The sequence below is a fragment of the Streptomyces sp. NPDC045846 genome (assembly GCF_056431605.1).
On record NZ_JBWKKJ010000020.1, the window covers coordinates 1 to 24,578 of the forward strand.

Here is a 24,578-nt window from a genome sequence, read left to right on the forward strand (position 1 = left end):
CCACGTTATGCAGACCTGCCGCCCGCGAACCGTCCGGCGTTGCGCCGGACCGGACGGTGGCCGGACCTCTGATCAGCGTCTCCGACGAACACCCCCGAGCCCGGTGAACACCACCCCCCAGGTCATCTCGGACAGGGGGACCAAGTCATGCCGGGCCCGGAGGCCAGCGGCTCCGTTGCGGAGCCATGGAGAACATAACGGGGCTTCCACGTGCTTCCTCAAGCGAGGCGAGGGGGTTCGGGGTTCGTAGATGGTTCCGTCGCGGGGTATCGCGAACAGGACGCTGACGCGGTGTTGGGCCAGGCGGAGGAGTGCGGCAGGAACGATGTAGCCCGCACGCCTGGGACCGTACGCCGGACAGTCCGTCCGCCCTGTCGGCGAGCAGACCCGCACGGATAGGGGCGGCGGACCGTCGCCGTCGATACCGCGGCGCGCACGGCTCAGGCGAGAGCATTTTCGGAAACAGAATGGCCTGAAATATCACGGCGCGGCATGGACGCCCCTGAGTCCATGCCGCAGAATCTTGCTCGTGGTCGGCCGGTGAAGATCGTGAACTTTTTCCTGGGGCGCTTGCCCTACAACTAACACCTTCATTTGCGCATGTTGTGCTCGGCCGTTCTACGCCAATCAAGCGCTGAGCTGCGGCGGTTGACCGTTGACCACGGTGCCCAGTCCCCCCTCTCTGGATCGAGGTTGCATGCGCACGAAAATATTGGGCTGCCTGTTCGGCGTGGCCTCGATGACCGCTGTCGCGTTCATCGGCGCCCCCGGCGCGCAGGCCGCTCCGTCTACCGCCTCCCACTCCGCCCACGCGGCCACCATCAGCGTGCCGGCCGGCAAGAACAGCGCGACCATGACGGTGGGCGGAAGCACAGTGACCGTCACCAGGTCAGCGCCCTCCGTGGCCGTACTCACCTGCACCGTCAGCCCCGGCAAGCCGTACCACGGCGCCGCCGGCGTGACATCCACGGTCTGGGCCTACTGCAACAGCAACGCGGCCACCCTGTCGTTCGGAACGGCCCTGTACTTCTACGGATCCAACGTCAGCCAGAACAACACGACCAAACGCAACTGCACATCGTGCTATGTCACCGTTACGGCGCCCTACCAGGCCGGCCAATGGAAATCTGGCGCGATTCTTGGATACTTCGACAGCACTGGGAACGGGCAGTTCACCAGCGAGGCATATAGCGCAACGGCGAGTCTGTAAAGAGCCGTTATCGTCTCGATCATGGAGCTTGTTGATCGAACGGGAGTCGCGTTCGGGTGATCGCGGTGAGGGCGGCGTGTGAAGCCAGCGCCTCCCGCACAGCTTGTGGATGTCGAAGCCCGCGCAGAGTCCGATGGGCGGTTCGGCTCATAGCGGTCAGGCTCCGTCAGAAGGATCGGCCTGAGCGGTCTGCTGTGTTGGCGGACTCAAGCGCGTGGCGAAGAGCTCACCGGAGGCAGCCCTCGCGGGTAGCACGCCGCCCGCTGACATCGAGCTCTGCCTCCGGCGTTGCTTGCCGGCCAACTGTGTCGTTGCTGGTCAACAGCTGCGGGCGGTGGGGAGCCGCAGGGACTGTCCTTGACAGCAGATCCTGTCCTTACAGGTGGCGGCGCACCCTCACGGACCAGGCTCCTATCCACCTGAGCCCGATAGTTGCGCCGGTCTCGCCCTGGAGGAACTGGGCAGCGTCTTCCGGGCTGCTCAGGTGGGAGCACTCACCGCTCCGTACGAAGCAGCCCTCGCTGGCGTCATCGTCTGCATATGAGAGGGTCGTCCGGTGCCAGGCGGCGGCCGTTCCGCCTGGAGCCAGGCGAGGCACAGGCGCCCATGAGCTCAAGACGGACGGGGCAGTACGCCGGTTCAACGCCAGGCTGTGGCGGCATCGATGGAGGGCGGCAAGGTGCACAGCTTCTCGCGCAGTTCAGCACCTGGGGCCGAGCTGTGGCTGGCGAGTTGCCTGTCGAGGGTGGGGCGATCTCGCGCGGTGCAGCGCAGGGGTGCGGCGAGGACGTGCTGGAGGAGGTCCAACGCGCGTTGGGCTGCGTCCGCGGGGTGAGCGACGGCGTCGGCCTGGGTCAGGATGAGAGTGGCCGCGGCCCAGCCCGGCGTGAACGGGTGTCGGCGGCTGCTTCGGATTGCCCACGTATGGACAGGTGGAAAGTCGCAGTCGGTTGTTGATGAGTGATGCGTCACTGCGGTGTCGAAGGTCGGCTGATAGATACACCGTGTGGAAGAACTTGTACGACTGAGCGACATCATTCAGGTCGCCGGCGATGACGGACAGGCGATCTGGGCTGCCCAAGGGCAGAGTGACGGCGCTCTGGGTCCAGGCGTGCGGGCGTGGCGCCTTGGACGTGCTCTGGCAGTGACGAGCCCAGATCTCTCGCAGCGCGACCGGCTCGCAATTACGGGTGATGACGCCGACGCGGTCCGCCTGGCGCGGCGAGTGCTGGATGAGGTTGGCCCGTCGTACCGCCCCTTCGGGGAAGCGAAGTCGATGGCCGCTCTGGTGCAGCATATGCCTGGCCTCGTTCCGGTTCATGAGTTCTTCTGGATGGACAGCGCAGATCGTCCCACCGGCATCGAACCAGGTGCGCAGTGGCTGGACGCCCGGCAGGAGAAGGGTGGGGCGATGCTGTTCGAGCGCTTCTTTCCGGACTCCTACGCCCAGCCGGGGCGCAGCGGGGTGCACCGTTGGGCCGGAATTCTCGGCAGCGTGGCCGGTTCAGCGGACCGTGTGCCGATGGCCATCGCAGCAGACGCGTGGTCGGCAACTGGCTGTGGGTTCATGGCCGGAGTGGTCACCCGCCCCGACGCTCGAGGCCGTGGGCTGGCACAGGCCGTCTGCGGTTTCGTCCTGGACGCCTTGGTCAACCGATTCGGACGTGCCGCGCTCATGGTGAACGCGGACAACGCGCCGGCCGTCGCCGCTTACGAACGCCTTGGCATGGTCAAGCGTCGCTTCGCCGCAGCTCGCATGGCTCCCTAGCGACATCAGCGCGTACCCGGCCAAGGCACCTCTGGGTGACGTTCACGCAGGGTGTTCGATGGCGGCCGGGCAACTCTCCACTATCCGTCCGCCACTGGGGAACTCCGACTGGTGGCTGTCAGATGTTGGCGGCGAGGGCGCGCGCACGTCCTTCTGGAGACCTTGCCGCTTGGCCGTGTGCAGGGCCTGGATCATTTCGTCAGTGATGTCACCGGGCCGGATTCCGCTCATCGCCGACAAGGGCACGACACGCATCGCCACCGAGGCCGGAGCCCCCAGGAAGAACTACGCGCCGGGCGAAAGAGCATGCCGCCCCGCTGCCTTCCCCCGCACTGTGGTGACCATGCTGAACCGAGTAGCCGTCCTGTCCGACATTCACGGAGTCCTGCCGGCCCTGGAGGCAGTGCTCGCCGAACCAGACGTCAGCACCGCCGATCACATCGTGCTCACCGGCGACATCACCGCCGGCCCGCAACCGGCCCAGGTTCTTGACCTGTTGACCAGCCTCGGCGATCGCGTCATCTGGATCGGTGGCAACGCCGACCGTGAACTTCTTGAATACCGCCGGGGCCAGCGCGACACGATCCCCGATCCGATCGGCCCCTGGGCAGCCGACCAGCTCCGCGAGGACCATCTCGACCTTCTCGCCTCGCTTCCACGATCCCGCTCCCTGCTTTTGAACGGCCTGGGAAAGGTGCTGTTCTGCCATGCCACCCCTCGCGACGACGAGGAGGTCGTCCTGGTCGACTCCCGTCTTGACCGCTGGAAGGAAGTCTTCAGCGGACTCGATACCGACATCCGCACCGTCGTTTGCGGCCACACCCATATGCCGTTCGTCCGCCTCGCCCACGGTCGGCTCGTGATCAACCCCGGCAGCATCGGCATGCCCTATGGGCGAACCGGAGCACACTGGGCTCTCCTGGGCCCGGGCGTCGAACTCCGCACCACGCACTTCGACCTCCAAGCCGCAGCCACCCAGCTCGGCCAGGACTCGTCCTACCCTGAAATCACGGAGTGGGCCGACTACTTCCTGCACGCTCGCGCGACCGACGCCGACGCCCTCGCAGCCTTCGCCCCACGGGACGGGCGTGACCACAGCCCGTGATGCTCGCTCCCCTCCACGACAGCGGGCAGCACCGAGGCACCGTCCGTCCTCGCAGGTCACCCCTTTCTCACGGCTATCGCGTAGGGGGACCCGTCCTCTATCCGCCGAATCCCTTGCCCGCGAGGGAGCTTGGGAAGAAATAAGGTGCGCCGCCGCGACGGAGGCGCTGACAGCAGTCAGCTGCGCGGGGACTTCACACCAGCCGGGAGCTCGTGCTGCTGATGGCCAACGGCTGAGTCCTGAACTGAGTCGCACGAGTGCAACGCCTGCGAGAGCGCGCGGACGGTCACGTCCGCTACGGTCCGGAGCTCGGCCGGGCTTGCCCCGGCTCTGCTCATGACAGCGAGAGACTGGTTGACGGCCGCGGTGTGGAGAGCGAAGGCATCGGCGGCCTGATCGGTCATGCGGGCGGCGCTCAGCGCGGTGCGCAGGCGCAGGCGCTGGAAGCCGAGCGCCTGCCTGGCGTGCGCCGCGACGGCTGGGCTGAGCATCGGAATCGCCATGGCGGACTGTGCGATGAGGCATCCATCGGGCAGCTCGGGATCGGCGATGCGCGCGAGGGTGACGTCGAAGAATGCGCGGACAGCCGCGAGGGGATCGGAGGCTGCGCACGACAGGGCGGCGTCGTACTTGTCGCCGTAGCGCACGGCGTAGCGATCCAGGCAGCGCAGGAACAGCGTGTCTTTGTCCCCGAGCGAGGAGTAGATCGAGCTGCGGTTCAGGCCGGTTGCCCGGGACAGGTCGTCGACCGAGGTGTCGGCGTAGCCGGCGCGCCAGAACTGGATCATCGCGGCGTCGAGCGCGGTGTCCATGTCGAACTGCTTCTTGCCTGCCACGTGGCACTTCCCTCGCCGCTGTGTTGGTGTCCTCGATCCTGCTGCCCCCCATTCTATCTTGAACTAATCAGTTCAAGATGTGTTAGCTTTCCGGTGTGATCATGACCGGGCGTCCCCCGCACCGTGAGACAGCGACGCCTGCCCCTCCCCAGCCGTGCGCTTCTCCGCGGCTCCCCGAACGATCTGGACCTCGATCACCTCGCAGGCTGCCCCGTCATCTGCCCCGCCCCGCGGGCTTGGCCGTCGGGTGATCCGGCGGCCCAGCACACCACAGAACCGATGGAGAATCCCGTGACCATCTCCGAAAGCAACCCCGTCCGCGACCTGCCCCTGCACGATCGGTCCGGATTCACCCATCGCTGGGTCGACACGGACGGCGTCCGCCTTCACACCGTCGAAGGTGGACGGCCAACCGGCCCGGCACTCGTCCTGCTCGCCGGATTCCCGCAAACCTGGCGGGCCTGGCAAAAGGTCATGCACGGCCTCGCCAACCGGTTCCGCGTCATCGCGATCGACCTCCCGGGCCAGGGCCACTCCGAGCGCCCGGAGGGCAGCTACGACACCCACACGGTTGCCGCCCGCGTCCACGCCACCGTGCAGGCGCTCGGAGTAACGCAGTACTGGCTGGCCGCTCATGACATCGGTGCCTGGGTCGCCTTCTCCCTCGCCCTCAACCACGAGTCCCAACTGCGCGGGGTCGCCTTGCTCGATGCCGGAATTCCCGGCATCACCCTCCCGCAGTCGATTCCCACCGACCCGGCCCAGGCATGGAAGACCTGGCATTTCGCGTTCCACCTCGTGCCCGATCTGCCCGAGACGTTGCTCGCCGGCCGCGAACGGGACTATGTCGCCTGGTTCCTGAAGACGAAGGCCCTCGCCCCCGGCACCTTCGACGATGCTGACTTCGACCACTACGCAGCGGCCCTCGCGGCCGACGGCGGCCTCCACGCCTGCCTCGCCTACTACCGGGACGCCGCCAAGTCCGCCCGCAAGAACCATCAGGCACTCAACCGGCAGCACCTGACCGTGCCCATCCTCGGCATATCCAGCAGCCACGGATCCATCCCGGACATGGCAGCCTCCATCAGCCCATGGGCCGACAACATCACCGGAGCCACCATCGCAGGAGCCGGACATTTCATCCCCGATGAGCAACCCGAAGCCGTCACTGACGCGATGACCGACTTCATCGACGGCATTGGCTGACGTCCCTCATGCCTGCCCGTCGCTCCGGCGGATGGAGCGGGACTCTTGCCGCGGGCATGGTTCTCAGCGCGCCAGCAGCAAACCGGAGGGGAGGGCGCGTTGGCGGCCGGGAATACCGGGCGGATACGGGGCCGCCTGGAACGGTTTCGTCGGTCTCGGCTGCTGTCACGTCACGGCGTCGGCGAGCATGAAGGCGGCCACGGCCAGCAGGACCACGGCGAAGATGCGCTGCAAGTGGGGCGCGGAGACCTTCGCGGCTATGCGCTTGCCGTCCCAGGCGCCCAGGGGCGCGGTTCCGATGAACGGGCCGATCAGCGCCCAGTCGACCGACGCAGCGGTGCCGGAGCGAGTGGCCAGGGAGGCCAGTGAGTTGGCCGTGATGATCAGCAGACTCGTGCCGATTGCGGCATCCATTTCGAAGGCCAGGACGGGGACGGCGAGAAAGCCGCCGCCCACACCGATCAGTCCGGTCAGCGTGCCGAGTGCGGCACCGGCTCCGGCTGCCTTGCCCGGCCGTACACCGCCGTCCTTGGGGCGGGCGGTGTCAACGGGCCGGAGCATTTTGATGGCGGAGAGGGTGGCTGTGGCGGCGAAGGCGAGGGTGAGGACGGCTTGCGGCAGGTGGCCGGAGGCGGCCCCAGCGACAGCCGCCGGAAGAATCCAGGTGGCTGCGAATGCCGCTCCCGCCTTCCACCGCACCCGCCCGGCCCGGGCGTGCGCGTACAGGGCGGTCAGAGACGTGGCAGTGACGATGATCAGGCTGGCGGTGGCGGCTGAGGCGGGGGTGAAGCCGAGCAGATGGATCAGGGCGGGCACCGCCAAGACACTGCCGCCGCCGAGCGCGCGCGCCGAGCATCAGGCCGACGACGGCTCCTGCAATCAGGGCCAGGATCAGGGCGGTCACGCCATTCGCCCCCTGCGTCTGCTGTCGCCGGCCGACAGTGCCGTATCGGTGACGCGGCCCGCTGACCACGGAACATCCGGTCGCGTCGCGTCCCCTGGCGCCGGGACGATCATCCCGCGTCATGTGACGGACGCGCCCAGCCCGAGCTGTTGAGCTCGGGCTTCCGGCAACCACACGCACTGACACGGGTGCTGTCGTGACTTGTGAACATCGAACGCTCCTCATCAAGATGCCGTCCGACATGCGGGTGGTAGCGAACGTGATCCAGGAAGAACGTCGCCGATCAAGAACCCCGACAAGGGCTGATTCTCCACTCGCCACGGGGTGCAGCTGCGGTCCGCGATGCATCCTCGGTGCGCGCCCGGTCACAGGATGAGAGCCCGTCCTTCATCATCTGGCCGACGGCAGTTCCGGCTGAGGCGGATGCAACTCTCCCGTCACTTACTGGCGGCGCCAGGGCAGAGCCGCGCCGGCAACTGTCTTGTGACTGGCCCGTGTCCCGTACCTCTCACGCCGTCACCGTGAGAGGTCCGATAGCAACATCGCCGCCATCACCACGGTGAGCAGCCCGATGTATGCCCAGGCGTAGATCTGGTCGGGGATGCGCGGCGGGCGCCGACGCAGCACTCCGATGACCGGCAGGGCGCCGGCAAGCAGGGCCGCGGCGGCACGGGGGTCGACGAGGCCCACCAGGGGGACGTGTGCACCGGCGGAGGACGGAAGCTGGGCGCCGATGAGCGAGACCGCGGTGGCGGGGAGCGCAATGGCCAAGGTGAGAGGGTTGGCCAGCGCGCTCGCCACATGCATCGTGTGCCCGGCGCGCCGCATCGCGGGGACGGTCATGACGCTGCCTCCCACGCCGAGGAAAGCTGCGACCGCGCCGATGGGTGCGCCGAGAACGGCCGGCAGCGGACGCGGTCCGCCTGCCGGCTCCGCTATGCGCGTGCGGGGGCGCAGGAAACCGGGCCGCAGCAGCAGGTCGACGATGGTGATGGCCACGTACGCGACGAACAGCCAGGCCACCAGCGCCGGTGGGGCGAGGCGGGTGGCGAGCGCACCGGCCGAGGCGCCGGCCGCCAGCGGGAGAAGCAGCCCGGTGCTGCCGCGGAGGGAGCCGAGCACCTGCCGGGGTGTGACGGCGGTCGCGAACGCCGCGTTCACCACCATCACCAGGGCCGAGGTGGCCGTCGCCACCCGCATCGCGTCCGCGCCGAGCGCGGCGTCCGCCCACACCACCGCCGGGACCGCGGCGAACCCGCCGCCGAACCCGAACAACACCGTCGTCACCCCGGTGAGGAGTCCGATCACGATCAACATCACAACGTCCATGGGGCCATCCGACCAGAGCCGCAGCCCTTCTCGCGTGCGAAGATCGGCACCGTTCCTTCGCGTCTCGGCCAGTACGGTGGTGAGGTGAGGAACGTTTCTTTGGACGCAGTCGACCACGTGGAACGGGCCGTCCTGCCGATCGGCACCGACTACCCGCCAGGCCACCTGCTGGACTGGCACGAGCACCGCCGCGCACAGTTCCTCTACGGCGCCACCGGGGTCATGGTCGTCGACACCGTTGCGGGCACCTGGACCGTCCCGCCCGAGCGTGCCGTCCTGATTCCGGCCGCCACCCGACACCGGGTCCGGATGCTGGGGGTGAGCACCCGGAGCCTTTACATCGAGCCGGACACCATTCCCTGGTGGCCCGCCACCTGCACGGTCGTGGACGTGCCACCACTGCTGCGTGAACTCCTGCTGAGTGCCACCGAGTTCGAGGCCGACTACAGCCTGTCGGGGCGGGAGGGATGCATCGCCGCGCTCCTGCTGCACGAGATCGCCGCGCGCACCCCCCTCCCCTTCCACGTCGCGCTGCCGCCCTCCACCGACCTGGCGGAACTGTGCCGGGAGTACCTGGCCGCACCGGATCTCGCCGCCACCAACGCGGTCTGGGCGGGCCGAACGGCCCAGAGCGAACGGGCCTTCACCCGGCGCTTCCGCGCGGAAACCGGCCTCAGTCCCGCCGTCTGGCGATCCCGCGCCCGCCTGCTCGCGGCAGTTCCACTGCTGCGCGCCGCGTCCGTCACCGAGGTCTCCGGCCGCCTCGGTTACGCCTCCCCAGCCGCCTTCACCGCCGCTTTCGCCCGCGCCTTCGGCTTGCCGCCATCCCGTTTCACCACGAGTGCCCGAGGGCGGTAGCCCACGCCGCGCCGATACATCCCCGCCCCACGGGAGTTGCCCGACGCCACCGCCCCCGCCGCTGCATGACTCCAAGGGCCACGACGGCATCCACGACGGCATCGCGGACGTCGGAGGACAAGGTGATTCGGCCGTGGGCAGGAACGGACCGACGAAAGGGGCCGCTTGGTTTAGGTATCCGCGGCCCGGCCCGGCCGCACCCACGGCATCACCGCTGCCCGCCACGACCACGTCCTGGCTCACTTGCGCGCCGCCGGTCTCGAGGCGCTAGCGGACCTCGGCTTCCGCGGCCTGGACAACGACGTACTCGAGCCCGTGATCATCAATGGCTTCACCGCCAGCCGCGCCCACAAGCTCACCCCAGGTCAAAGGGTGCCAACCGCATCCTCGCTGTCGGACACGCGCCGGTCGAGCACGGCTACACCCACCTCAAAAGCCGGCGTATCCTCACCAAACTCCGCACCGATCCGGCCCGCGCCACCCGCCTCCTGCCTGCTCTGCTCGTCCTGACGAACCTCGAAGTCAACCGCTGACGGATCTACTCAGCAGACAGCCGCCCACGACCAATGGGTGTGCCCCGTGAACCGGGTATACGGAGCCCTTTGCCAGCAACTCGTTGAGCCAGCCCCAGACGGTCCCGCTTCGAGTGAGGGTGCGTCAGGGCTGAATGTTTTCCAGGTCCTTGAGGAGGCTGGGGTGGGTCGGCTGCCACCCGAGGGCATCGCGGGTGCGGGCGCTGGACGCCGGCTGGTCCATGGCGAAAATCGGGCCGAAGGGGCCGAACCTCTCCTGCGGAACCTCCTCGACCGGCAGGCCCAGTCGCCGGCCGATGATTGCGGCGATGTCCCGCACGGTGTCGCCCTCGTCGGCAACAGCATGCCAGGCCGTCCCGGCCGGCGCCGACTCCAGGACCAGACGGAACAGGACCGCCGCGTCGAGCGCGTGCACGGCCGGCCAGCGCTGGGTGCCGTCGGCCGGGTAGCCCGCCACCCCGGTGCGGCGCGCTGCATCAGCCAACAGGCCGGCGAATCCGCCCTGACCCTCGTTGTGGACCGTGCGCGGCATGCGGACAGCCATGCTGCGCAGACCGCGCGAGGCGAGATCCAGCAGCGCTGTGACCGAACGGCCTCGACCGCCCACCGGTCCGTCGGTCGGCAGCGGATCGGCCTCGGTGGAGGCGCGTCCCGGCACCCAGGGCGTACCCGAGACCGTGACGATCGGGCGGTCGCTTCCGATGAGTTCCTGCCCCAGCGCGGTGAGAGCGGCGCTCTCCTCGGCGATGGCCTGCGCGAGTGCATCCGGACTGCCGTAGTCGCGTCCGAACGCCAGACTGATCACGCCGTCGGACTGCGCAGCGCCGGACCGCAGGACGTCGAGGTCTGCCAGGTCTCCTCGCAACACTGTGGCACCAGCGCTCTCGAGGACCTGCGCGGAGCTGTCCGAGCGAGCCAGCGCGAGAACGGTGTGACCGTTGCCGAGCAGTTCGGTGACGACAGCGGAGCCGATGGTTCCGGTACCGCCGGTGACAAAGACGTGCATGAGTTCTCCTCGAAAGTGATGGGACTGTTGTCCCATCACTGACCTTACACGTGATGGGACAACAGTCCCATCACCTATCCTGGTCTCATGGCTAGATGGCAACCAGGTGCGACCCAGCGACTCGTCGTCGCGGCCGTCGACCTGTTCACCGAGCAGGGTTACGACGCCACCACGGTGGCGCAGATCGCCGAGCGCGCCGGCGTCACCAAGAGCACCTTCTTCCGGCATTTTTCCGACAAGCGCGAGCTACTGGTCGCTGGCCAGGAGACGCTCAGCAGGCTGCTTGCCGACGGCATCACCGAGGCTCCGGCGGACGCCAGCCCGCTTCAGGCGGTGGCAGCCGGCCTCGAGCGCGCATCGAGCGCCATGGGACCGACGAACCGCGAACTCGGCCCCCGCCTCAAAGCTGCGGTGGCAGCCAGCACCGAACTTCAGGAGCGCGACGCCCTCAAGAGCATCGGTCTCGCTGCCGCCATGACAGCCGCGCTCATCGCCCGCGGTGTCCCTGAATCGACCGCGCATCTCGCGGGCGAGCTGGGAGTCCTCGCGTTCAAACGAGGCTATGCCCAGTGGTCCGAAAGTCATCGTGATGACGGAGAAGGACTCGCGCCACATGCACTGGCAGCCTTGGAAGAACTGCGTGCGGCAACTGCATCGCTGGGCTGATCGATGCCGCCGGCCGGGCCCTGTCGGCGCCATGGGTACTGCGCCACCCACGCGCCCTGCTCGTCCTGACAAACCTCGAAGTCAACCGTTGACGCACGATCTACTGCGCAGACAGTCACCCACGACCAGTGTGAGCATCCCCGAGAGCCGATCACGCCAGACCTTTGACCTGCGGCTCCAAGTTGGCGGAGGATCAGTGCGGTGGCGTCCCTGCCGGACGCGGTGGGCTCCGGTCAGCCCCAACTGCTGCCGCTGATCGGAGTCGGGCCGAAGTAGCGGGTGGCGATGGAGGCGAGTGGCGGCGTGACGCCGTCTTCCATCGCGTGTTTGAACGTGTGGACGATGCAGGTGCGCACCGGGCGGACAGCACCGCCGGCGGGTCCGAGGGTGTCGGCGGACAGGGGCCGGTTCTGCGCCCGGGCCAGGGCGAAACAGACGAGCATGGTGCGATGGTCCTCGAACGAGAAGTGGTCGCGGATGGCCCGGTTGCCGAAGTCGAGGTGGTCGAAGACGACCGCGACATCCTCATCTCCGTACGGAGCGCTGTGCAGAGCGCTCCGTACGTCGAGGATCTGCTCACCGCGGCCGATCAGTCGGGCCCGTTCGTGTGAGGGGCCCCACGGCGGTGGGTCGCTGTCAGGCCCCGGGAGTTCGTCCGAGAGCAGCACATTGCCGACCGGCGCGCCGTCCCAGCGCGCCTGCCCGCTGACACTGCCCCAGTTGAGGCTGGCGTTGACGCAGAGCTCGCCCGCGATCAGCGCCCAGGGCGTGCGGACCACCCGCTCGCGCGCCAGATCGACGACCAGGCGCCCGAAGTCCTCCCGGGACAACAAGCGCGGCTCGGCGGGAGCGACAAAAAGGTCGGTTCAGATCCCCATGGACCAGGTGTAACAACCAGCAGTGCGCAGGCGCCAGCCAATAACAGAAGCCGAGCCGCCGAAGACGGCCCAGGGGTGAGGGCTCGTTTCTTGTAGTTGGGGAGGGCGGCCCCTGGCCCTACCCCCTGCAGCCACTTCGAGCTCTCCATGAACTCCCAGCTCGAATGGGCCGCAGCCGTGGCCACTGTCCCCGGGTTCCGCCCCGAGCCCGGAGTACCCAACGCCCCGTCGGCGGGCGGCGGGGCGGACTCCGTCTGAACGAGCCCGGCTCTCCCCGCTCCAGTACGACCACTCCTGAACCCGGCCTCCCGCACTGTGCCGACGGCAGCAGCTCCGAGCGCATCGCACTCGTGATCCGGCACGTCAGGGGATCTGGGCCTCGATATGGGCGAGGTGGGCGGCGAGGATCTCCTCGAACGCGGCGGGGCGGTCTGTTCCGAGGGGGCGGATGTCGCGGGCGAAGTGGGCCAAGGCGGGGAAGCGCTCGGGGTCGGCGCCGAGCACCGCGACGCGGAACTGCTCCATGCCCTGTTCGTACTCCTTGGGGGTGAGCGTGCTGATCCCGGCCTCGGAGGAGATCAGCGCGGCGAGGAGGATCACGAGGCGGTGGTAGCGCGCCGGGACCTCCTCGTCGGGCAGGCCTGACGCGCGCAGGGCCTGCAGCAACTCCTCCATGACCAAACGGGAACCGGTGCCGCCGGACCCATAGCGCCCCCACACCGCGGCGAGTTGGAGATGCTCACCGAATGCCTCACGCAGGCGCCGGGCCAGGGAGTTGACGCGCTGCTTCCAGTCACCCTCGGGGCGGTAGCCGTCCATGGTGGCCAGCAGGATCCGGTCGGCGACCGCTCGCAGCAGCTCGGTCTTGTTGCGGAAGTGCCGGTAGAGGCTGGAGGAGTCGGTCCCGAGCGCCGCGGCGAGCTTGCGCACGCTGAACGACTCGGCGTCGTCCGTACGCAGCAGTTCCGCTGCCGTGTCCAGGATCTCCTCGGTCGACCATCGCCGTCGGCCAGTCATCTCGCCCCTCTCGTCAAGCTGGAGTCTAACCTATGCACTTGATGATGCACGCAGTGCGTGCATAATGAGGGCGATGCACTTCAACCACGAGGACTTACCCGGCACTTGGCCGGGAGGGGAGAAGGACACATGGGTGAGACCACGACGGCCACGCGGCCGCCGGAGCCGGACTTCTCGGCCATAACAACCGAGGAACTCCTCGCCTATCGCGACGCAGAGAACCGCTTCCGGGCCTCCGGCGCGGCGCGGGCCATCCTGGGAGAGCCCCACCCCGGCGCCGCGATCCACTGGCACAAGATCGCGCTGCCCGGCCGCGACCTGCCGGTCCGGGTGTACCGGCCGACCCCGACGGGAGACGGCGAGGCCACCGCCCGAACCGACCTGCCACTCGTCGTCCATGTCCACGGAGGTGGTTTCGTGGGCACGGCGGCGCAGTGCGACTGGACCAACAGCCACCTCGCCGCCCGGCTGCCCGCGCTCGTCGTCTCAGTCGAGCACCGCCTCCTCGCCTGCGGCAGCCCACTCGCGAACGCAGCCGAGGACGGCTGGGCCGTGCTCGAGCACGTGGTGCGGCACGCCGCTCGGTGGGGTGTCGCCCCGGCACGCACGGCCGTGTTCGGCGAGAGCTGCGGCGCGCTGATCAGCGCCCTGACGGCCATCCGGGCCCGAGAGGCCGGCCTGCGGCTCACGGCACAGGTGCTGGTCAACCCCGTGACCGACGTGACCAGGACGATGTCCGACTACACCTCGATGACCGAGTACGCCTACAGTCCGACCCGGGCCCTGCCGCTGCTGCGGTTCTTCCGGCAGCTCGCCGTCCCACCGGGATACGACGCCCGCACCGTCTCGCCGCTGTACGCCGACGATCTGAGCGGGCTCGCCCCGGCGCTCGTGGTGGTGCCCACCCAGGACGCGGTCGCCGACCACGGCCGCCGCTTCGCCGATCGGCTGCGTGCGGCCGGCACCCCGGTCCAGCTCTCCGAATACCCAGGCGCAAAGCACGCGTTCCTCACCCTGCCCGGCGTCGAACCTCAGGCCGAGGCAGCCCAGAGGGAGATCCTCCAGTTCCTCCGCACAGCCCTGGCGCGGTGACGGAGGAATGATGCACTCCACCACCATCGGACCCGATGGCCCAGACGTGTGCCGTCTCGGCCTCGGCTGTATGAGCATGACCGGCAGCTACGGCACCGCCGACCCGCACGAGGCAGCGGCAACCCTGCTGGAGGCGCTCGACTCGGGTGTCACGATGTTCGACACCGGCGACTTCTACGGCGACGGAGCAAACGAGGAACTCCTCGGCCAGACCCTCGCGCCGTACCGCGACCGGGTCGTGCTGGCCACCAAGACCGGAGTCCGCCGTACCGCCGAGGGCCTGGCTCCCGCCGGTTCACCCGCTGATCTGCGACGCTCCTGCGAAGCCTCGTTGCACCGGCTGCGCACCGATCACATCGACCTGTACTACCTCGCCCGCATCGACCCCGCCGTCCCCGTCGAGGAATCCGTCGGCGCCCTGGCGGACTTGGTCGTGCAGGGCAAGGTGGGCCGCATCGGCCTGTCCGAAGTCTCGGCCGACACGCTTCGCCGCGCCCACGCAGTCCATCCGATCAGCGCCGTCCAGACCGAGTACTCGCTGTGGGAACGCCACGTCGAAAGCGACGTCCTGCCCATGCTCCGCAGCCTCGGCGCCACCCTGGTCGCCTACAGCCCCCTCGGCCGCGGCCTGCTCACCGGTGCCGTACGCGCCACCACGTGCTACGAGCCCGGCGACTTCCGCGCTACCGCTCCCCGCTACAACGGCGACGACCTCAAGGCCAACCTGGCCATCGCCGACGCCATCGCCCGCCTCGCTGCGGCCAAGGGCGCCACCTCCGCCCAAGTCGCCCTCGCCTGGCTCCTGGCCCGTGGCAACGACGTCATCCCCATCCCCGGCAGCTCCCGCCGCCCGCACCTGCGCGACAACCTGGCCGCCCTCGATCTGCACCTGACCGCGATCGATCTCGGCGACATCGACTCCGCCGTGCCCGACACCGGGGCCCAGGGGGCCCGATACAGCGACCACGGCATCGCTCTGATCGACCAATGAAAAGAAGCAACCCCGATGACGAACCGGCCCCATGCACGCGGAGTGCGAGGAGCAATGCACGCGGGTCTTGCGCTGACTCCCTTCGCGGCGATGGCCCGGCACTGCCACTATCGCCGTCGTGGGCACTCCTTCGAAGGGCAGGCGGGCACAAGCCATCCGTCACGACGCCCTGCCCGTTACCCTCCTACCGCTCGACGTCTCCCCAGGCCAAGGCACGAGATGCTGCTGGGGCACTGGGGTCTGTTGCGAGAGTGGATCTTGAGTTGTAATGATCATGGTGGGGCGCGAGGGGACCTGACGGACCGACAGTGGGCTCGGCTGGAGCCGCTGCTACCAGTGAGGAAGAAGTCGGGGCGGCCACGGACGTCGACGCGTCGGCAGTTGATCGACGGGATACGGTGGCGGACCCGCGCTGGCACGCCCTGGCGGGACGTCCCCGCGCGGTATGGCCCATGGGGCCGGGTCTACGAACTACTGCGCCGCTGGCAGCGCGACAGCGCATGGAAACGGATCCTGGAACAGATGCAGGCGCAAGCCGATGCGCAGGGCCTGATCACCTGGGACGTGAGTGTGGACTCGGCTGTCTGCCGTGTCCATCAGCACGCCGCCGGCGCGTGCAAAAGGGGGATCTGCAGCGCGAGCCGCCCGGTGGGGTCGACCCGAGCCGGACGATCACGGGCTCGGACGTTCCCGTGGTGGCCTGACGACGAAGATCCACCTCGTGGCCGAGCAGCCCTCAACGAGTGGCTGTGACCAGCGCTTTCGGGACCTACTCTAGTGCCGCATCAGGCAACGTTTGCCCTGGTGACTACTTCGCGTAGGCGTTGATCGGTGGCGTGCTTGTTCCGCCAGATGATGTAGCGGCGGATCATGCTGCCCTGGGCCTTGTGGCTGGGGTGGTCGGTGCCGTCGAGTGCGAAGTAGCGCAGGGCGGTGAACTGGGCCTCGATCCGGTTGAGCCAGGAACTGTTGGTCGGGGTGTAGGCGATCTCGACGTTGTTCGTCGCGGCCCAGGTGCCGACCCTCTGGCACCGCTTGGTGGTCAGGTGGGGTGAGTAGTTGTCGCAGACGATCGCGATGCGTACGTCCGCCGGGTGGAGCGAGGGCAGGTAGCGGCAGAACTCCAGGAACTTCGATCTGTTCTTGGTCTTCTTGATGTGGCCGTAGAGCTGGTCCTTGGCCAGGTCGTAGGCGGCGAACAGGTGCCGGACCCCGTGCGGTCGGGTGTAGGTGGCCCGTCGGCGGGGCCGGGGATCGCGGTCGGGGTCCTTGTGCCGTCCGCCGCGCTCCGCCCACTGCCGGCCGGGGTGGGGCTGGAGGTTGAGCGGCCCGAACTCGTCGAGGCAGAATACCACTTCGGGCTCGCCGTCCTCGGGGGTGACTTCGCCGTCGGCGATGGCGTAGAGGTGCTCGACCCGGGCCTTCTTGACCGCGTAGTCCGGGTCGCGGGAGGTCTTCCAGGTCTTCACGCGTTGAAACGAGACGCCCTCCTCACGGAGCAGGACCCGAAGGCCCTCGTGGCTGATGTCGTCGACCACCCCCTCGGCGACCAGGAAGTCGGCCAGCTTGACCAGGCTCCAGGTCGAAAAGGGCAGGCCGTGCTCGGCCGGCCTGGACTTCGCGATCTTCTTGATCTCCCGGCGCTCGGGGAGCGTGAACGTCCTTGGCCGGCCACCCTTGTACTTCGGGTGGAGCGAGTCGAAGCCGTCGTCGTTGAAGTTGTGGATCACGTCCCGGACCCGGTCCGCGCTGGTGAACGTCACCTCGGCGATCTTCGTGACGGACATGCCCTGAGCGGATAACAACGCCATCTGGGCACGCCGCCATGTCACCACCGAACCGGTACCCCTGCGGACGATCCGCAGCAGCCGTCGGCCTTCATCGTCATCGATCTCGCGGACCCGCACACGTTCAGCCACGCGATCATTGTGGCCGCTCTGCGGCACCAACGAGCAGTAACCGCGCGACAATTCATGACAGGGCGAACCATGCCTGATACGGCACTAGGTGTGGAATGTGGTGGTTGCCTCCAGGGCCGCCCGGCCGGTCGCGACCCGGTTCACCGGCGCGCCCTCGTCGGCGTAGCCGAAGGAGACGCCCACGAGCAGCTTTCCCTCTGCCACTCCGAGTTGGTCGCGGACGGTGTCAGCGTAGAAGCTGAGCAGGCCCTGCGGGCAACTGGCCACGCCGTAGCCGGTCATGGCCAGCAGCAGCGTCTGCAGGTAGGCGCCGGCGTCGGCGGCCAGTCGCGGCCCGCCGTCGCCGGTGACGAACAGGAACGCGGCATGGGGCGCCCCGTAGAAGCCCAGGCTCTCTGCGTCGTAGGCCGCGCGAGCCGGGTGGTCGTCGGGGCCGATGCCCAGCGCTCCGTACAGATCGGCGCCGAAGGCGGCCCGCCGTTTCTGGTGAACGAGGGCGTACATGTCCTCGGAGTACGGGTAGTCGGCCGTGACGCGCTGCTCGGCATGGGCTGTTCGCAGGGCGTCGGCCAGACGGTCTCGCGGTGCGCCACCGACCACCTCGACCCGCCATGGCTGCGCGTTGGAATTGGACGGCGCCGCGCGGGCCAGAGAGAAGATCCCGCGCAGAGTGTCCTCGGGTACCGGGTCGGGACGGAATGCGCGGGTCGCGCGGCGCCCGCGGATCAGTTGCTCGGCGTACTGCGAGGTTCGCGTCCCGCTCGTCTGTGCCCCGCCGGTGGGCGCCTCGCTCGTGCGTGTCCGGGTGAAGACCGGTCCGCTCATAGAACTCTCCTCAGGATCGCTGAAGTAAACAGAATCGTTTACCTGAAGTCGCACTATAGCCAGCCACCCTCTCCCAAGTAAACGAGAACGTATACTTACGTCATGACCACGATGACGACGGCGTCTCGACGGCAGGGGCGCGGAGGGCGGGAGCGCATCTTGGCCGCCGCGGCCGAACTGTTCACGGCCCAGGGGATCAACGCGACCGGCATGGAGCAGATCGCGGAGCGGGCGCCGGTGTCCAAACGCACCCTCTACGCACACTTCAGGACCAAAGACGAACTGGTCCTCGCCCACCTCAAGGACCTCTCCTCGACGGGGCGCACCCTGGGGGGCGTACTGGCACGCGAGGACATCCCCGCCAAGGAGCGGATCCTCGCCCTGTTCGACCCGCCCCCGGCCGGCACGGATCCCGTGCGCGGATGCCCGTTCATCGACGCCGCCGTGGAGTTCCCCGACCCGCAGAACGCGGTCCACTCCTACGCCCGCGAACAGAAACTGCTGATGGTGCGGCTGGTGACCGACCTGGTAGCGGAACTGGGCTGCCGCGAGCCCGCCGTCCTCGCCGAGCAACTCGTGACCCTCGCGGACGGCGCCGCCAGCCGCGCCATGGTGCTGGGCGAGGCGAACTACGGTCGGCACGCGCGGACGGCGGCGGAGATCCTCCTGGAAAACGCGCTGCCGCCCACAATCTGAAAGGTCCCGCCGGGTTGCTCGGTATGCCTAGCGCCTTCGGTATGCCTAGCGCCTGATGCGAAGATCCCGTCGCCCGGCCGAGAGGAAGTCGGGACTTTCACACTAGGACTCCTGACCATCACCGGGCACACTGGCAGGCGTGCCTGTCTCACTGCATCACATCGTCATCGATGCCCACGATCTGCCCGCCCTGGCCCGGTTCTGGGCCGAGGTGCTGGGTTGGCGGATTCTGTCCGAGCGGGAGCGGGAGGTTGTGATCGGGCCGGACGAAACCGCACCAGTAGGCATCTGTTTCATGCCGGTGACGGATCGCAAGGTCGTCAAGAACCGCCTGCACCTCGACCTGACGGCCGCCGCGGAGGACCGGGAGGCTGAGATCGAACGCATCCTCGCACTCGGCGCGCGCAGGGCGGGCATCGGGCAGAGCGGCAACGAGTCGTGGACCGTGCTGGCCGACCCGGAGGGAAACGAGTTCTGCGTAGTCCGCCCGAAGAGGACGCTCATTGGCTAGGCCCGCCGTGAGGGCCGCAGCGGTCGATTCCTGGCCTTGACGGCAGTGACGGCGTACCAGTGCACCTGGCTCGTGTCGGTCATGAACATCCCCCCTGTCGGCCCGGCGAGCCCGTGAACCACTCGCCGGGCCAGGACGTTATGGCATGCAGCGGACCCTGCGGGGGGCCGGAGCCCGCCGCCGCTCGGTACCTGCTCAGAGGCACTTGTGGGCGGTCACGGTTTTGGGATCGGACGTCAACCGGCTGTCCCCGGCGGCGAACTGGTCCCGCCCATCCAGTGCTGCTGGCCCAGCGCCCGCAAGTCCCCGACGCGCCGGACCGGCCAGGATGAGCGCGTCAGCCTTCATTTACTCCCCAGCACCGCGGGCATGGGGAGACCGTGCAGGTGGTGACCGACGCGGTTGGGCGGCTGCTGTGGATGTCGCCCGCACTGCCCGGCCGTGCGCATGACCGCACTGCTGCCCGTACCCACCGGATCATCCGTATCTGTGAGCGCCAGGGCGTCCCGGTTCTCGCGGATCGGGCCCCTATGCGAGCCGGCCCATAGGCGACGACGAGCCTCAGTGGCCCTCCGGGCCGTGACTTCACCCACGCAACAGGCCGTCAACCGCGCACTGTCCGCAGCACAGGCGCACCGGTCGAGCGTGGCATCGCACGACTGAGGTCATGGCGGATCCTCCGCAAGGCCCGGTGCAGGCAGAATCGAATGACGTCAGTCGCCAGCGCCGTCCGCACCCTGGAGCGGCAACGCTGAAAGACCTCCAAGACAGTCTGCGTGGGGACGCGCAGGCGAAGCGCTCGCTCCGTGATCATCGAGGCACGACAGGCGATCTTGTCTACGTCGGCCGACAGAAGGTCAGTGCGGGTACGTTACCCACCGCCTGGCAGACGTGTCGTACCACGCGAGTGTCCCGGCCAGTATCGCGCTGAGCGGTATCCACTCATCGTCCGGATTCCACTTCTCGCCGCCCGTGGCTTGCATGAAGATCGGGCTGGGTGCCCAAGCTACCGATACCCGATCGTCCTCGACCTCAGCGATCCAGCCGAGGAAGTCGCGACCATCGACAAGGCTGAAGCCGACCTTCGCCGCGTTGTCCATGCAGCCAGCAAAAAAGGTCTTCATCCTCAAGAAATTGGCCATCGCTTGAGCATAGATGCAGAGTTCGTCAAGAGGATGCAGACGAGGACCGCAGCCATCACCCGCGCCGTCGTGCCGACCGGCACGCTACCTGGGCTTGCGACCTGCTCCCGGACTTCGGCCGGGCCGACATCACCGCGGTCGCCGCCGAGATCACAGGAACGTCGGATCTCCACCGGCGGCGTTCGCGGATCAGGCCGGCGTCCGCCAGGATCTGCAGGTCTTACACGCCGACGACGCCACCGTCACTGATCCCAAGATCCCCACCGGTCGCCGCATGGACCTGGCCGCCCACCGGACCCGCGCCGTCAACCGGCTGCGGGCCCAACTGACCAGTATCTTCCCTGGGCTGGAACGGGCCCTCGCCTTGACGTACGCGCGTCCCCTCGTCCTGCTGACCGATGACCAGACACCCACCGCCGTCCGTCGGATCGGCGCCAGGCGACTGGAAACCTGGCTGCGCAACCGGCATGTCCTCTGGACCTGACCGGCTTGCGCGGACAGCTCTGGAGGCGGCAGAGCCGCAGCACTCCAGCCTGGCAGGCGAGAAGTTGACCGCTCAGATGGTGCAGACACTGGCGCGGGAGGTGATGAACCTCAACCAGCAGGTCGCCCAACTCGACAAGGCGATCGAGGCACGGTTTCGCGAGCACCGGGACTTCGAATTGATCACCAGCATGCCGGGCCTTGGCATCATCTTGGCGCCGAGTTCCTGGCCGCGACCGGCGGCGACATGACCGCCTTCGGGACCGCAGACCGACTCGCCGGCTTCAGCGGCGTCGCACCCGCGCCCCGCGACTCCGGCAAGATCAGTGGCAACCTCCGCCGACCGCAGTGCTACAACCGACGCCTTCAACGCGTCTTCTGCATCTCCGCGTTGTTCAGCATCCGCCACAGCGATGAGTCCCGCCGGTTCTACGAACGCACACGCGCCGAGGGCATGCGCCACGTCCAGGCTGTCCTCGTACTGGTCCGCCGCCGCGTCAACGTCCTTTGGCCCTCCTCCGTGATGGACGGGGACCTACGAACTCGTGCCACCCGGCACGGCTGGCAGCCCGACAGACCGTATTAGGGAATCACTGAGCGTCGGCGGGGCGCCGGCCACTTTACCCACTGGGCGCGGGAGTGTGGATGGTCGGCGTCGTCTCGGTTGATCCGGTCCCGTTCGGTGTCGTGACGCTCGGCCTGAAGTACGCCGACCTTTCGAGCTTTCTGTCACCCGCGCCTGATCGGCGTCCACTTTCAGGAACACGGCGCCGACGCGCAGGGTAGCAGCCCCCCCGAGTGGGTGCCCACGACCTTCACGTCCTCCATGGCGACCAATAACCCGGATGACCGTCGACGTCGCCGGGTTTGTCGCGTGCGATTGCACGGCTGTCTGCATGCCGCTGCCCGGCGGCCTCGTACACGGCAGTGACTGCTGACCAGGCCAGGCCCAGCACCGCCGTGCAGCAGTCCCTTGGCCTGACGCCTGGCACCTTGGGAGCACTCCTGGAACGTCCGTTCCGCTACGGAGGTGCTGGACCCGGATGCAGAGCACGGCGCTCAAGGAGTCGTGAAGCTCGGGGCGGAAACTGCTCCGGACCGGTCGACAACCTGGCGCCTGGACGCACGTCCTACAGAACAAAGGGTGTTCACCTCAGCCCCGACAGCATCAGGAAAGGCAAGGATGCCAGCCATGTTCCGCGCGCTTCCGCAGAAGATCGCAGCGACGGCAGCGCTCATGCTCACTACGGCCACGGCGGGACTACTGCTGCCGACCACAGCCTTCGCCGTGGCGCCGGAGTCCACCACGACGCATTCCGGTGCCACGACGGAACAAGAGCGCCGCCAGGTCGATGCGTACTGGACCCCCATGCGTATGAAGCTGGCAGGTGCGTTGATCCCCGAGCGCACCCCCGTGCCCGCAGACGACGACACGCCCGATGATCCGTATCCGCTGCCCGCCGACACCCCTGACCCGGGAGCTACTTGGACGCACGCGGGCGCGGTGGACAAGAGCGTCGGACGGCTCTTCTTCACCTTCTCCGACGGCTACGACGGCAGTTGCACCGCGACCGTCGTCAACAGTGCGAACCGCAGCACCGTCATCACAGCTGCGCACTGTCTGAGGGGAGTCGGAGCTCCCGCAGCCGACCGTACCTGGAACCACAACCTCTACTTCGTGCCCGGCTACCGCAACGGTACGAAACCCCGCGGCGGCTTCAGCATCAAGAGCATGGCCACTTCCTCCCGATGGAACACCGACCCGGGCAAGACGACGTCGGAGGACATCGCCGTCGCCGGCTATGACACGGGCCTCCTCGTAGCCAACCCCTCAGGCGCTGGACAAAGGATCGCGGATGTCACGGGAAGCCAGAAGATTGCGTTCACCAAGGCGGTGAAGGACGAGTTCGTCCACGTCTTCGGATACCCGAAAGGTCAACTGAACGACCCCGACGCCAAATACGCCGGGTCACGCATGATCCACTGTGCTGGCCCGGCCCGGCCGGGCCCCAAGGCGCCACTCCTGTGGGGCGAGACCTGCGACATGACACACGGGGCAAGTGGCGGCCCCCATTTCGCACAGTTCGATACCCGGACCGGCACCGGCACCGTCGTCGGCATCACCACCACCGGCACCGAACTGGCCGGCGGCGAGGGCCCCATGCTCTACGCCACGCGGTTGGGCGATAGCGCACATCGCCTCTACAACTGGGCGCAGGCACGCTAGCTCTGACCGAACTTCAGGTCGTGTTCGGACAGGGTGCATTTCCCGGCCGGACATGACCCACTCGGGCTGCGTGACAAGTGTGTCCGGCGCGGGCGCCTGGACGGGCCCGGGCCGGAACGGGCCGGGGACCACGGTGGTGAAGCGGCCGCCCTGGGGCACCCAACTCCCCGCCGTGCTGCGCCGTTTCCGAGGGGACGGTGTAGCAGCCCGTGGCGAGCAGTACGATGCCGGCCGCGAGCAGCAGGAGGGACCGGAGGACAGGCATTGATCCGGCACGGCTCCTCACCCGCAGCCGCCACCGCACCCGCCGACCTCCTGCACCCAACTTGGCAGCTTCGCGCACCGGCACCCTTGTGGAAGATCGCACATGTGGAGAGACCTTCGTAGTGAGGCGGTGGGGGTGAAGTCGAACCGAGGAGTGGGTTGTGTATCCCTGGGCGTGGGAACTGACATCATCACACCAAGCCACAGGCGACAGGACGGCGACGGCGCTGGTCGGGATCGGTCGCCCCGCGAGGCGCGAACGGTGTGTCAGCCGTCGTTTGCAGCCTTCGTGGGCTCCGTTGTTCCGTCAGGTCGCGAGTGTGTAGGCGAGTCGCTCCCGGCTGCTGGTCCGTGGCCTGGTGGCGATGGGGTCGGGCCACCAGGAATCCAGGCGGATGACGCTCAAGCCCGCGGAGGAAAGGCGTGCTGGAGACGGGATTTCGGCAGGCCGCGCCGCCCCAGCCGGCCACCCCCTGTACAGCGCGCCCGGGCCCCAAGCGACCGATGCGGTCCGGGGCCTGCGGCGCGGCTTCTCAGCAGGTCTCGATGGTGAGTTCCTCGTAGGCGATGGTGACCTGTTCGGTGTTGGTGGGGATGCCTGTGGCGTCCATGGCCAGCTGCAGGCCGGTGGCCCGGGCGTTGCTGAGGCGGTAGCGCCTGACGGGGTTCTCGTCCACGTCGTACTGGACGACGGTGACGTTCCGCCGGGCCCCATCAATGTCGTGGTCGGCCACGCTGGTGTTGATCCAGTCGGTGACAGCTCGGCTGAGGTCCACGCCACGCGTGACGGTGATCTCACCGGGCCGGGCAGGACCGGGCTGCTCTTGGACCAGCGGTTCCCCGGTCCCGGTAGAGACCGGTCGTATCTCCACCACTGCCTGCTGCGGTTGCAGGCCGGAAACGGGCTGGATCGTCTCGACCTGGCCGCCGCCCAGATCGAGGGTAAACGTGCCGACCGAGCAGGCATCGCCCCTCACCATGAAAAACCCCTTCCTCCACAGGCAGTCGAGCCCACGGTATGGCGAGCAGCCGTGAGCCGGAAGACTGCTTTGAACGGCGGCGAGACCCTGACTCCATTCTCCGGTGGGCGAGTTCGGGCACGTTCACCGCGG

At 68.2% G+C, this 24,578-nt stretch carries 24 protein-coding genes and 2 pseudogenes; 16 read left to right on the top strand and 10 right to left on the bottom strand.

Going from position 1 to position 24,578, the window contains the following annotated elements; translation table 11 throughout:
- The first annotated feature begins 697 nt into the window (after positions 1-697).
- The 3 genes from AC07F3_RS37030 to AC07F3_RS37040 all read left to right on the top strand — a co-directional run bounded on the left by AC07F3_RS37030 (position 698) and on the right by AC07F3_RS37040 (position 4,083).
- Positions 698-1,210 carry a hypothetical protein gene (locus AC07F3_RS37030; protein WP_479119179.1) on the top strand — a complete coding sequence of 171 codons (513 nt, stop codon included), beginning with the start codon at positions 698-700 and terminating at the stop codon, positions 1,208-1,210.
- Positions 1,211-2,216: 1,006 nt separating this feature from the next.
- A complete protein-coding gene (locus tag AC07F3_RS37035) occupies positions 2,217-2,978 on the top strand; it encodes a GNAT family N-acetyltransferase (RefSeq protein ID WP_479119180.1) in 762 nt (253 codons plus the stop codon).
- A 343-nt stretch (positions 2,979-3,321) separates the two neighbouring features.
- Positions 3,322-4,083 carry a metallophosphoesterase family protein gene (locus tag AC07F3_RS37040; RefSeq protein WP_479119286.1) on the top strand — a complete coding sequence of 254 codons (762 nt, stop codon included), beginning with the start codon at positions 3,322-3,324 and terminating at the stop codon, positions 4,081-4,083.
- A 176-nt stretch (positions 4,084-4,259) separates the two neighbouring features.
- Here AC07F3_RS37040 and AC07F3_RS37045 read toward each other — a convergent pair whose 3' ends face one another.
- On the bottom strand, positions 4,260-4,919 hold the full coding sequence (locus AC07F3_RS37045) for a TetR/AcrR family transcriptional regulator (protein ID WP_479119181.1): 660 nt from the start codon (positions 4,917-4,919) through the stop codon (positions 4,260-4,262).
- A gap of 279 nt (positions 4,920-5,198) precedes the next feature.
- Between AC07F3_RS37045 and AC07F3_RS37050 the strand changes: the two genes are divergently transcribed.
- Positions 5,199-6,125 (top strand): alpha/beta fold hydrolase, encoded by a 927-nt coding sequence (locus AC07F3_RS37050; RefSeq protein WP_479119182.1) that lies wholly within the window; start codon positions 5,199-5,201, stop codon positions 6,123-6,125.
- Positions 6,126-6,290: 165 nt separating this feature from the next.
- Here AC07F3_RS37050 and AC07F3_RS37055 read toward each other — a convergent pair.
- A pseudogene (locus tag AC07F3_RS37055) lies at positions 6,291-7,029 on the bottom strand (sulfite exporter TauE/SafE family protein).
- A 516-nt stretch (positions 7,030-7,545) separates the two neighbouring features.
- On the bottom strand, positions 7,546-8,358 hold the full coding sequence (locus tag AC07F3_RS37060) for a sulfite exporter TauE/SafE family protein (RefSeq protein WP_479119184.1): 813 nt from the start codon (positions 8,356-8,358) through the stop codon (positions 7,546-7,548).
- Positions 8,359-8,442: 84 nt separating this feature from the next.
- Between AC07F3_RS37060 and AC07F3_RS37065 the strand changes: the two genes are divergently transcribed.
- The gene (locus AC07F3_RS37065; RefSeq protein ID WP_479119186.1) at positions 8,443-9,216 is read left to right on the top strand and encodes an AraC family transcriptional regulator; all 774 of its coding nucleotides are present in this window, start codon (positions 8,443-8,445) and stop codon (positions 9,214-9,216) included.
- 657 nt (positions 9,217-9,873) lie between these two features.
- Here AC07F3_RS37065 and AC07F3_RS37070 read toward each other — a convergent pair.
- On the bottom strand, positions 9,874-10,755 hold the full coding sequence (locus AC07F3_RS37070; RefSeq protein ID WP_479119187.1) for an SDR family oxidoreductase: 882 nt from the start codon (positions 10,753-10,755) through the stop codon (positions 9,874-9,876).
- Positions 10,756-10,842: 87 nt separating this feature from the next.
- Here AC07F3_RS37070 and AC07F3_RS37075 point away from each other — a divergent pair, with 87 nt between their 5' ends.
- Positions 10,843-11,421, top strand: coding sequence for a TetR/AcrR family transcriptional regulator (locus tag AC07F3_RS37075; RefSeq protein ID WP_479119188.1), 579 nt, complete (start codon positions 10,843-10,845; stop codon positions 11,419-11,421).
- A 233-nt stretch (positions 11,422-11,654) separates the two neighbouring features.
- Here the strand turns inward: AC07F3_RS37075 and AC07F3_RS37080 are convergent, their stop codons facing one another.
- Together AC07F3_RS37080 and AC07F3_RS37085 are read right to left on the bottom strand one after the other, a co-directional pair.
- Entirely contained in the window at positions 11,655-12,251 is a 597-nt protein-coding gene (locus AC07F3_RS37080; RefSeq protein WP_479119189.1) for a hypothetical protein, read from the bottom strand.
- Between the two features lie 411 nt (positions 12,252-12,662).
- The gene (locus tag AC07F3_RS37085) at positions 12,663-13,316 is read right to left on the bottom strand and encodes a TetR/AcrR family transcriptional regulator (RefSeq protein WP_479119190.1); all 654 of its coding nucleotides are present in this window, start codon (positions 13,314-13,316) and stop codon (positions 12,663-12,665) included.
- A 129-nt stretch (positions 13,317-13,445) separates the two neighbouring features.
- On the opposite strand from AC07F3_RS37085, the gene AC07F3_RS37090 reads away from it, so the two are divergent.
- The 3 genes from AC07F3_RS37090 (at position 13,446) to AC07F3_RS37100 (ending at position 16,152) form a co-directional block, all read left to right on the top strand.
- Positions 13,446-14,408: an alpha/beta hydrolase gene (locus AC07F3_RS37090; RefSeq protein WP_479119191.1), complete on the top strand. Its 963-nt coding sequence runs from the start codon at positions 13,446-13,448 to the stop codon at positions 14,406-14,408.
- Between the two features lie 10 nt (positions 14,409-14,418).
- Positions 14,419-15,399, top strand: coding sequence for an aldo/keto reductase (locus AC07F3_RS37095; protein ID WP_479119288.1), 981 nt, complete (start codon positions 14,419-14,421; stop codon positions 15,397-15,399).
- Between the two features lie 219 nt (positions 15,400-15,618).
- The gene (locus AC07F3_RS37100; RefSeq protein WP_479119192.1) at positions 15,619-16,152 is read left to right on the top strand and encodes an IS5 family transposase; all 534 of its coding nucleotides are present in this window, start codon (positions 15,619-15,621) and stop codon (positions 16,150-16,152) included.
- Between the two features lie 32 nt (positions 16,153-16,184).
- Here the strand turns inward: AC07F3_RS37100 and AC07F3_RS37105 are convergent, their stop codons facing one another.
- A complete protein-coding gene (locus AC07F3_RS37105; RefSeq protein ID WP_479119193.1) occupies positions 16,185-17,318 on the bottom strand; it encodes an IS630 family transposase in 1,134 nt (377 codons plus the stop codon).
- Between the two features lie 84 nt (positions 17,319-17,402).
- The gene (locus AC07F3_RS37110; protein WP_479119194.1) at positions 17,403-18,143 is read right to left on the bottom strand and encodes a nitroreductase; all 741 of its coding nucleotides are present in this window, start codon (positions 18,141-18,143) and stop codon (positions 17,403-17,405) included.
- A 102-nt stretch (positions 18,144-18,245) separates the two neighbouring features.
- Here AC07F3_RS37110 and AC07F3_RS37115 point away from each other — a divergent pair, with 102 nt between their 5' ends.
- From AC07F3_RS37115 to AC07F3_RS37125, 3 genes and pseudogenes are all read left to right on the top strand, one after another.
- A complete protein-coding gene (locus AC07F3_RS37115; protein ID WP_479119196.1) occupies positions 18,246-18,839 on the top strand; it encodes a TetR/AcrR family transcriptional regulator in 594 nt (197 codons plus the stop codon).
- Positions 18,840-18,978: 139 nt separating this feature from the next.
- Positions 18,979-19,350: a VOC family protein gene (locus tag AC07F3_RS37120; RefSeq protein WP_479119197.1), complete on the top strand. Its 372-nt coding sequence runs from the start codon at positions 18,979-18,981 to the stop codon at positions 19,348-19,350.
- A 359-nt stretch (positions 19,351-19,709) separates the two neighbouring features.
- Positions 19,710-20,105, top strand: a pseudogene (locus tag AC07F3_RS37125) (transposase family protein); the annotation flags it as partial.
- A 102-nt stretch (positions 20,106-20,207) separates the two neighbouring features.
- Here the strand turns inward: AC07F3_RS37125 and AC07F3_RS37130 are convergent.
- Complete coding sequence (locus tag AC07F3_RS37130; protein WP_479119199.1) at positions 20,208-20,492, bottom strand: hypothetical protein; 285 nt, start codon at positions 20,490-20,492, stop codon at positions 20,208-20,210.
- Positions 20,493-20,766: 274 nt separating this feature from the next.
- Here AC07F3_RS37130 and AC07F3_RS37135 point away from each other — a divergent pair, with 274 nt between their 5' ends.
- The 4 genes from AC07F3_RS37135 to AC07F3_RS37150 all read left to right on the top strand — a co-directional run bounded on the left by AC07F3_RS37135 (position 20,767) and on the right by AC07F3_RS37150 (position 23,202).
- Positions 20,767-20,976 carry a hypothetical protein gene (locus AC07F3_RS37135; RefSeq protein WP_479119200.1) on the top strand — a complete coding sequence of 70 codons (210 nt, stop codon included), beginning with the start codon at positions 20,767-20,769 and terminating at the stop codon, positions 20,974-20,976.
- 76 nt (positions 20,977-21,052) lie between these two features.
- Positions 21,053-21,226: a hypothetical protein gene (locus tag AC07F3_RS37140; protein ID WP_479119201.1), complete on the top strand. Its 174-nt coding sequence runs from the start codon at positions 21,053-21,055 to the stop codon at positions 21,224-21,226.
- Positions 21,223-21,561: a transposase gene (locus AC07F3_RS37145; protein ID WP_479119202.1), complete on the top strand. Its 339-nt coding sequence runs from the start codon at positions 21,223-21,225 to the stop codon at positions 21,559-21,561. Before AC07F3_RS37140 ends, AC07F3_RS37145 begins: the two co-directional genes overlap by 4 nt.
- Before the next feature lie 606 nt (positions 21,562-22,167).
- A complete protein-coding gene (locus AC07F3_RS37150) occupies positions 22,168-23,202 on the top strand; it encodes a trypsin-like serine peptidase (protein ID WP_479119204.1) in 1,035 nt (344 codons plus the stop codon).
- A 797-nt stretch (positions 23,203-23,999) separates the two neighbouring features.
- Here the strand turns inward: AC07F3_RS37150 and AC07F3_RS37155 are convergent.
- Positions 24,000-24,446, bottom strand: a complete 447-nt coding sequence (locus AC07F3_RS37155) for a phage tail protein (protein ID WP_479119205.1) — start codon at positions 24,444-24,446, stop codon at positions 24,000-24,002.
- Positions 24,447-24,578: the final 132 nt, after the last annotated feature.

Coding starts and splice junctions, on each gene's coding strand:
- AC07F3_RS37050 (WP_479119182.1), top strand. CDS start 5,199: ATGGAGAATCCCGTGACCATCTCCGAAAGCAACCCCGTCCGCGACCTG.
- AC07F3_RS37040 (WP_479119286.1), top strand. CDS start 3,322: ATGCTGAACCGAGTAGCCGTCCTGTCCGACATTCACGGAGTCCTGCCG.
- AC07F3_RS37135 (WP_479119200.1), top strand. CDS start 20,767: ATGGACCTGGCCGCCCACCGGACCCGCGCCGTCAACCGGCTGCGGGCC.
- AC07F3_RS37070 (WP_479119187.1), bottom strand. CDS start 10,755: ATGCACGTCTTTGTCACCGGCGGTACCGGAACCATCGGCTCCGCTGTC.
- AC07F3_RS37110 (WP_479119194.1), bottom strand. CDS start 18,143: ATGAGCGGACCGGTCTTCACCCGGACACGCACGAGCGAGGCGCCCACC.
- AC07F3_RS37090 (WP_479119191.1), top strand. CDS start 13,446: ATGGGTGAGACCACGACGGCCACGCGGCCGCCGGAGCCGGACTTCTCG.
- AC07F3_RS37030 (WP_479119179.1), top strand. CDS start 698: ATGCGCACGAAAATATTGGGCTGCCTGTTCGGCGTGGCCTCGATGACC.
- AC07F3_RS37130 (WP_479119199.1), bottom strand. CDS start 20,492: ATGGCCAATTTCTTGAGGATGAAGACCTTTTTTGCTGGCTGCATGGAC.
- AC07F3_RS37100 (WP_479119192.1), top strand. CDS start 15,619: ATGCTGCTGGGGCACTGGGGTCTGTTGCGAGAGTGGATCTTGAGTTGT.
- AC07F3_RS37155 (WP_479119205.1), bottom strand. CDS start 24,446: ATGGTGAGGGGCGATGCCTGCTCGGTCGGCACGTTTACCCTCGATCTG.
- AC07F3_RS37140 (WP_479119201.1), top strand. CDS start 21,053: ATGGTGCAGACACTGGCGCGGGAGGTGATGAACCTCAACCAGCAGGTC.
- AC07F3_RS37115 (WP_479119196.1), top strand. CDS start 18,246: ATGACCACGATGACGACGGCGTCTCGACGGCAGGGGCGCGGAGGGCGG.
- AC07F3_RS37095 (WP_479119288.1), top strand. CDS start 14,419: ATGCACTCCACCACCATCGGACCCGATGGCCCAGACGTGTGCCGTCTC.
- AC07F3_RS37085 (WP_479119190.1), bottom strand. CDS start 13,316: ATGACTGGCCGACGGCGATGGTCGACCGAGGAGATCCTGGACACGGCA.
- AC07F3_RS37075 (WP_479119188.1), top strand. CDS start 10,843: ATGGCTAGATGGCAACCAGGTGCGACCCAGCGACTCGTCGTCGCGGCC.
- AC07F3_RS37150 (WP_479119204.1), top strand. CDS start 22,168: ATGTTCCGCGCGCTTCCGCAGAAGATCGCAGCGACGGCAGCGCTCATG.
- AC07F3_RS37145 (WP_479119202.1), top strand. CDS start 21,223: ATGACCGCCTTCGGGACCGCAGACCGACTCGCCGGCTTCAGCGGCGTC.
- AC07F3_RS37060 (WP_479119184.1), bottom strand. CDS start 8,358: ATGGACGTTGTGATGTTGATCGTGATCGGACTCCTCACCGGGGTGACG.